Source organism: Oscillatoria sp. HE19RPO, assembly GCF_024220515.1.
GTDB lineage: Bacteria > Cyanobacteriota > Cyanobacteriia > Cyanobacteriales > Laspinemataceae > Laspinema.
This window is the reverse complement of the sequence record NZ_JAMXOT010000088.1, coordinates 1-6,434: the sequence shown is the minus strand read 5'-3', so window position 1 is coordinate 6,434 and position 6,434 is coordinate 1. Positions and strand designations below refer to the sequence as shown.

At 45.8% G+C, this 6,434-nt stretch carries 6 protein-coding genes; 3 read left to right on the top strand and 3 right to left on the bottom strand.

Annotated elements, in window-relative coordinates:
- The first annotated feature begins 264 nt into the window (after positions 1-264).
- The 3 genes from glpX to NG833_RS08745 all read left to right on the top strand — a co-directional run bounded on the left by glpX (position 265) and on the right by NG833_RS08745 (position 4,573).
- Complete coding sequence (gene glpX / locus NG833_RS08755; RefSeq protein WP_254564910.1) at positions 265-1,302, top strand: class II fructose-bisphosphatase; 1,038 nt, start codon at positions 265-267, stop codon at positions 1,300-1,302.
- 787 nt (positions 1,303-2,089) lie between these two features.
- Complete coding sequence (locus tag NG833_RS08750; RefSeq protein WP_254564909.1) at positions 2,090-3,160, top strand: transposase; 1,071 nt, start codon at positions 2,090-2,092, stop codon at positions 3,158-3,160.
- 114 nt (positions 3,161-3,274) lie between these two features.
- Entirely contained in the window at positions 3,275-4,573 is a 1,299-nt protein-coding gene (locus NG833_RS08745; protein WP_254564908.1) for a glutamyl-tRNA reductase, read from the top strand.
- A gap of 423 nt (positions 4,574-4,996) precedes the next feature.
- Here NG833_RS08745 and NG833_RS08740 read toward each other — a convergent pair whose 3' ends face one another.
- From NG833_RS08740 to NG833_RS08730, 3 genes are read right to left on the bottom strand one after another with little or no spacing between them, the layout of a single operon-like run.
- Positions 4,997-5,734, bottom strand: a complete 738-nt coding sequence (locus NG833_RS08740) for an FxLYD domain-containing protein (protein ID WP_254564907.1) — start codon at positions 5,732-5,734, stop codon at positions 4,997-4,999.
- A gap of 55 nt (positions 5,735-5,789) precedes the next feature.
- Complete coding sequence (locus NG833_RS08735) at positions 5,790-6,071, bottom strand: hypothetical protein (RefSeq protein WP_254564906.1); 282 nt, start codon at positions 6,069-6,071, stop codon at positions 5,790-5,792.
- Positions 6,072-6,075: 4 nt separating this feature from the next.
- Positions 6,076-6,324, bottom strand: coding sequence for a hypothetical protein (locus tag NG833_RS08730; protein WP_254564905.1), 249 nt, complete (start codon positions 6,322-6,324; stop codon positions 6,076-6,078).
- Positions 6,325-6,434 lie beyond the last annotated feature (110 nt).

Below are 6,434 nucleotides of genomic sequence, written 5' to 3'. Positions count from 1 at the left end.
AGGCATCGAAGCCCCTACAATCCGTTTTTATAGACCTTTAAATACCGTATGGAGTATCATTTGTCGTTGGTCCTGGTTTGGATAACCAATGACCAATGACCAATGACCAATGACCAATAACCAATGACCATCCCCCCCCCTAGCAGCAAAACTTAACAAAAACTGAGTTAAACGCGATCGCTATGGGTATCCGTCCTCTGATAGACTTTTAGACGGTTGTAGCCAGAGAAAAGGCTGCTGATAGGCAGTTGGGAGGAAAATTCCGTGGATAGTGTAATCGGTTTAGAGATTATTGAAGTCGTCGAACAAGCCGCGATCGCTTCGGCTCGTTGGATGGGTAAAGGCGACAAAAATACCGCTGACCATGTGGCGGTAGAAGCGATGCGCGAACGTATGAACCGCATTCATATGCGTGGCAGAATCGTCATCGGCGAAGGCGAGCGCGATGAAGCTCCCATGTTGTACATCGGGGAAGAAGTTGGCATCTGCACCCAGGAAAATGCCAAGGACTTCTGTGACCCCCAACAACTGATCGAAATTGATATCGCCGTTGACCCCTGTGAAGGCACCAACTTGGTTGCTTACGGACAAAACGGTTCGATGGCAGTTCTCGCCATTGCCGAAAAAGGCGGCTTGTTCCGAGCCCCGGACTTCTACATGAAGAAGCTCGCCGCACCCGCCTGTGCCAAAAATCATGTGGACATCAATAAATCTGCCACAGAAAACCTGAAAATCCTCTCGGACTGCATGAGTCGCTCCATTGAGGAATTGGTTGTGGTGGTGATGGATCGTCCCCGTCACAAAGGCTTAATCGAAGAAATTCGCAACGCCGGAGCCCGAGTGCGTCTGATCAGCGATGGAGATGTCTCTGCCGCAATTTCTTGCGCCTTCTCCGGAACCAACATCCACGCTCTGATGGGAATCGGTGCTGCTCCTGAAGGGGTGATCTCCGCTGCGGCAATGCGCTGTTTAGGCGGTCACTTCCAAGGTCAGTTGATTTATGACCCCGAAGTGGTCAAAACTGGGCTGATTGGCGAAAGCAAAGAAAGCAATATCGCTCGTTTGCAAGAAATGGGGATCACTGACCCTGACAAGGTTTACAATGCCGAAGAATTAGCCTCTGGTGACACGGTGCTGTTTGCCGCATCGGGTATTACTCCCGGAACGTTAATGCAAGGGGTTCGCTTCTTCAAAGGTGGCGCTCGCACTCACAGTCTGGTTATTTCTAGCCAGTCGAGTACCGCTCGCTTTGTCGATACCATTCATATGTACGACGCTCCAAAGAGCCTACAATTGCGCTAATTCAAACTCAGCGCGGTTAAGGAAGGGACGAAAGCAGGATGACCTCACAACTTTTTGGTCATTTGTCATTTGTTATTTGTCATTTGTCATTTGTTATTTGTCATTTGTCATTTGTCATTTGTCATTTGTCATAGGACCAAGGACCAAAAACCAAGGACCAAGGACCAAGGACCAAGGACCAAGGACCAAAAACCAAGGACCAAGGACCAAAAACCAAGGACCAAGGACCAAAAACCAAGGACCAAAAACCAAGGACCAAGGACCAAGGACCGATGTCACCGGGGTGAGAATCCCGCTAGTTTTTAAGCGGAGTCTTTCCCCAGCGATCGCCACGGTGATCCCTTCTGCCGGTGGTGCGGACCCCTCTAAAGTCCGCTCCCTCCCTCTCCTTCCCCAACCCGCTCTGCCTGCAGTTGTGCTGGAGGGTTTTTCCTCCTGTACCCTGCCTCGAACCTTTGCTCAATCCCCGAGGATTGCCCTGACCCACCCGGGTTTCAGTTAGCATAAAAATCAAGACAACCCGATTAATTCAGTTCAATAGAGATAGAATCTCATCGATACGCTGGTCAAACATCAAGAGGGCTGGAAACAGGGTTTAGGGTTTAAATTTCTACCTAAAGTTTCTTAAACTTACTCATTTTTTAGGCTATCATAACAAGATGAGTAAGTTTTAGAATAACCAAAGCCGCCAAAATTAAAGGAGTTCACCATCTCCATTGTTTTCTGCTACTCTTTATGGTAGCCGAAGTTACCCGAACAAAAAGATTGTTGAGGAGTGAAAAAGTCAGTGAAGAGCTTTAAGACCAAGCTAGACTTAAATAACCGACAACGAACACTCATGGCGAAGCACGCCGGGGTCGCTCGACACGCTTGGAATTGGGGACTCGCTACCTGTAAGGAAACATATGAAGCTGAAGGTAAACTCCCAAGCGCCATAGATTTACATAAGAGATTAGTAGCCGAGGTCAAAAGTCAAAATCCTTGGTACTATGAGGTCTCGAAATGTAGTCCTCAAGAAGCGTTGCGAAACCTCAATAAAGCGTTTAAACGAGTTTCGCAGGTCAAAGGTACAGGTTTCCCCAAGTTTAAAAAAAAGGACATCAAGGATAGTTTTTACCTGGAAGGAAGCATTAAAATTTCCGGTTATTGGGTAAAGCTACCTCGGATTGGTTGGGTAAAAAGCCATGAAGAGTTACCCCCAGTCAATCCCCAAAACGTCACGATTAGTAAACGGGCAGGGGACTGGTATATTTCCTTCAAAATTGATGTGGAACCCGAGGCCACACCCAAAGTAAGAGAGCGGATTGGGGTAGATTTAGGAATCAAAACTCTGGCCACCCTCAGCGATGGAAAAACCTATCCCAACCCCAAAGCTTATCGCCATGCCCAGAAAAAATTAGCCAAACTCCAAAAAGAACTAAATCGCCGTCAAAAAGGAGGTAAAAACCGAGAAAAAACTAAGCTAAAGTTAGCTAAAGTTCACCGATGCATCGCCGATATTAGATCTGACCATTTACATCAGTTAACAACTTACTTAGCCAAAAACCACGGTGAAGTAAAAATCGAAGACTTAAATGTGTCAGGGATGCTCAAAAATCACAAGCTAGCCGGTGCTATTGCTGATGGTGGGTTTTATGAGTTCCGTCGTCAGCTTGAGTACAAATGTGAGTGGTATGGGAGCAAATTAACGCTAATTGACCCCTGGTATCCTAGTTCACAAATATGTTCTAACTGTGGACACCGACAAAAAATGCCACTGCACAAAAGACAGTATGATTGTCCGAACTGTCACCTCTCAATTGATCGGGACTTAAATGCGTCAATTAATTTGGAAAATGCGGATAGTTCAGCCGTGTAAGCCTAGTGATGGAAAGGTCTTGGAAGATCCAAGCTAGGAACTAAACATCATACAATCAAGTTTGAGTAAGTTTTAGAGAGCGGCGTAAACGACTAAAAAATCCAGGGAGAAATCATGAATATTGCAGTCGTAGGTCTTAGCCATAAGACAGCACCCGTAGAAGTTAGAGAAAAGCTGAGTATTCCCGAACCGGATATTAAAGAGGCGATCGCTCATTTATGTAGCTATCCTAATATTCGAGAAGTCGCGATTCTCAGCACTTGCAACCGTTTAGAAATTTATATCGTAACGGGTGAAACCGACTCCGGCGTTCGTGAAGCTATCCAATTTCTCTCGGAACGCGGCCAATTAAACGTTCATAAGTTACGACAACATCTGTTTATCTTGTTACAAGAAGATGCCGTCATGCATCTGATGCGGGTTTCCGCAGGTTTGGATAGCTTGGTCCTCGGCGAAGGCCAAATTTTAGCCCAAGTTAAAAATACTCACAAACTCGGTCAGCAACATAATGGGGTCGGACGCATTCTCAATCGTCTCCTCAAACAAGCCATTACCGCAGGCAAACGAGTCCGCACGGAAACTAGCATCGGCACCGGCGCGGTTTCTATCAGTTCCGCAGCGGTGGAACTAGCCCAAATTAAGGTCCAGGACCTCGCACCCTATCGCATTGCGATTCTCGGTGCCGGGAAAATGTCGAAACTCTTGGTTCAACATTTACTCTCTAAAGGGGCTCGCCAAATTACCATTCTCAATCGCACATTACGTCGCGCTGAAGAACTGGCTAAAAACTTCCCCGATGCGGACTTAAAACTGGATTTAATATCAGAAATGATGCCCGTTATTGCCAATTCTGATATTGTTTTTACCAGTACCTCTTCCACTGAACCGATTTTAAATCGGTCCAAACTCGAAGCGGTTTTAAACCCCAATAGCTCGATCATGCTGATTGATATTTCAGTGCCGCGTAATGTGGATTCTGATGTCAATACGCTCTCGAATGTCCATTCGTTTAATGTGGATGACTTGAAAGCCGTTGTCGCTCAAAACCAAGAAAGCCGTCGGCAAATGGCAATGGAAGCTGAGGGATTATTGGAAGAAGAAGTGGAAGCATTCGATGTTTGGTGGCGCAGTTTGGAAACGGTGCCGACGATTAGCTGTTTACGGGATAAAATCGAAACCATTCGCGAGCAGGAATTGGAAAAAGCGCTGTCTCGTTTAGGGTCGGAATTTGCCGAAAAACATCAAGAAGTGATTGAGGCACTCACCCGAGGAATTGTTAATAAAATCTTGCATGATCCAATGGTCCAACTGCGGGCACAGCAAGATATTGAGGCGCGTCGTCAAGCGATGGAAACTCTACGATTGCTGTTTAATTTGGAGACAGAAGCGCGATCGGGCGAACAGTACAGTTAGTCCGGGGTCCAGTTAAGAAAAGAAACCGGGGTTTTGGCCCAAATGAATGCGGGTTCTGCATCAAATTTGGGCTAAAACTCCGGTTTCTTCTTCCGAAAATCTGATTCTGGACTGGCTGTTCTAGGATAGATCAACGGGTTTATTCTCATTACCCATGCTGGGTTAAAGGCGTATCAGGAGGATCAGCAGTCGTTTTCTCTGGCAGATTGGGCCAATTCATTTAAGTTGCATAGAGATTTTATTAGAACTATTCGGGTCAGGACTTAGGCAACCTATAACATCTAAAACATCGAACCCTAAATGTAGAGGCGATTCGCGAATCGCCTCTACATTTAGGACTCTTGCAAAATTATTTTAAGCCGATTGGCGTTTTTAAGGGGGGTTGGGGGGATAAAATCGGTATTTTGCAAGAGGTCTATAGTCTTAATCAACGACTTGAGTTTTAAGTCTTTTAATTGCGGCAATGGAAACATCAGGGGGAACGGTTCCCATTGCTTTTATTTTTACCGTTTCATCTTGAACAAAGTTACTCCCAGAATAAAGAAACTCACCAACTTTAGCCCCTGATGAATCATAAGCACCAAAGGTCACAATAACTGTCCTAATTGGTCTTAATATTTTCATGTCCGCTTCTGCATACTTTATTCCAAAATCTCCCTTTACTAATCGCGCCTCTCCAATGGAGACGGCTTCTGTACTCTCAGGCGTGGAGTTGTCTACCATTGCAATTATATTTTCAACAAACCCTGTGCGCTCTCCCCACTGATTTGCTCCCTTCATCTGCGGGCTAAGATTTATAGAGGGTGGTGAATTCCCTCTTAAATCGACTGAAGAAATTAGCCCCGCTGTTTTGTTGACGATATCAACCGCCCATTGTTCATGTAGTTCGGGTTGGCTAGAGTTGGGTGAGTAGCGATAAACTTGAACGTTCCTAGTCCCTTGGTAAGAATCCCCAAAAAACGTCTTATCCCATTTAAACACTTTGTCGTTAGCTTCGATAACGCATTCAGCTTTTTGACAGTTAGTTGATAGAGGAGTCCGTAAATTTAGAGAATCTGATTCAATATATGGCGAATTATTAAGATTGTTTTCATAAGTGATTGGGGGTTGACATCCCATGAATAAGATGGCTATAAAAGGGACAATAATTCGTTTTTGCATGGCTGATTTATGCGATAAAAGTAATGCCCGATGCTTGAACCGGGCATGATTGTATTTACTTCAAGCGGGTTTGGGATTTACTGGTTAATACTCCACCCTGAAATACAGCTACGGCATTACTCCCGTCTGAATTGGAAAAAATCATCGTTTGCCATTCCCCCGACTCGCTCACAGTAGAGGGTGCAGCACCCATCACTTCTTTCACTTGTTCCATGCTCATGCCATTTTGGAGTTGATCGTATTGGCTTAACGTGAAAGTTGGCGATTGGGATACAGGGACACAAGCCACAAGCGCAATCGCGGACGCACTGGCTCCGATAATAATTGGAATTCTCATGGGGTCAACCAAAATCGAATACTAGATTGTTCTGACCAATCGCGTTCGCTCCGGCTTCTCCTCCATAGTCAGCACAAAAATTTATTTTTTTACATAACTGTGCAGCTATAAAGCCACCATAACAGAGGGTGGTTATGGCTTCTGTGCTTTGCCTAACCCGATCGCCCCCAAAATTCCCACCTCGGCTCGCCTGAGCGAATCCCCACGCTGAATTATCCGCACCGCAGAAATGGCAGATCAGGGCTTCAGCCATGATCCGAAGGAGTTAGGGGATTGCAAAATATAAATCCTCCAAACGTTGCACTGGAAGGGAGGTAGGTGTAGGGGCGCAATGCTTGCGCCCCAGGGCGCAAGCATTGCGCC

Coding starts and splice junctions, on each gene's coding strand:
- NG833_RS08745 (WP_254564908.1), top strand. CDS start 3,275: ATGAATATTGCAGTCGTAGGTCTTAGCCATAAGACAGCACCCGTAGAA.
- NG833_RS08730 (WP_254564905.1), bottom strand. CDS start 6,324: ATGGCTGAAGCCCTGATCTGCCATTTCTGCGGTGCGGATAATTCAGCG.
- NG833_RS08735 (WP_254564906.1), bottom strand. CDS start 6,071: ATGAGAATTCCAATTATTATCGGAGCCAGTGCGTCCGCGATTGCGCTT.
- NG833_RS08740 (WP_254564907.1), bottom strand. CDS start 5,734: ATGCAAAAACGAATTATTGTCCCTTTTATAGCCATCTTATTCATGGGA.